Genomic DNA, 800 nt, shown 5'->3' on the forward strand with positions numbered 1-800 from the left:
CGCTTTGCAATCGACCCGCTGCGCTTCGTTATTACCACATACAGCGCGCCGGAGTCGGTATACAACGAAGAAAACGATTCGGGTTTGTTTTATATCACCGAGCCGCTCGGCATGAATGTCGCTGTTTTTGCCGAGCCGTATTCCGCCGCCCGCGACGGAACGGACAGAATCGGCGCAAATGTTACGTTTGCGTCAAAAAAGGCTTTGTCGGGACGCTCCGTCACCGTTGAAGGCGAGCGCGGTTTCGGCATATACGCCGCGCCGTTCTGTTCATTCGCCGTCTTCGGCGGAACGCTGGACGCGGCGGCGCGCGTAGACGTGTGCGGACTTTCCGTGTGGCAGGATTCGTTTGAACTGCGCCTCGGCTACCGCGCGGCATTCTAGGCAGTGTAGACAGGGATGTGCTCGCCGTGCCGAGTATGTTCTGCCGGCGGGTTTCCACTCAGTCGCCTGCCGAGGGGCGCGAGCCATAAGGCGGGACGCAGGGTGAAAGGCAAGACAGCAGGCGGGGAGGCGGAAACGCTTCCCCGCCTCTTTTTATGCCCAGCCGAGCGCCCTCTCTTGCAGACGCCTCATGCTACCGCTTGCGGGGGTCGGCTTTCCGCTTTGTTCGCTGTCTCTGTGCTGTCCAGTACGCTGTCTCTGTGCTGTCCAGTACGTTGCCTCTGTGCCGCCCTGTTCGTTGCCTCTGTGCTGCCCTGTTCGCTGTCTCTGTGTTGGGCTATTCGCTGTCTCTATGCCGAGGCTACCGAGAGAACCTACCGGAACTTTTCGCCCAGGCGCACGAAGGCGGGCACTCT

General features: G+C 60.5%; 1 protein-coding gene. It reads left to right on the forward strand.

The features are described 5' to 3' along the window. On the forward strand, nucleotides 1-384 hold a 384-nt coding region (locus AWU74_RS11860), incomplete at its 5' end, for a hypothetical protein (RefSeq protein ID WP_187150910.1). Nucleotides 385-800 lie beyond the last annotated feature (416 nt).

It is taken from the genome of Treponema endosymbiont of Eucomonympha sp., assembly GCF_001028545.1.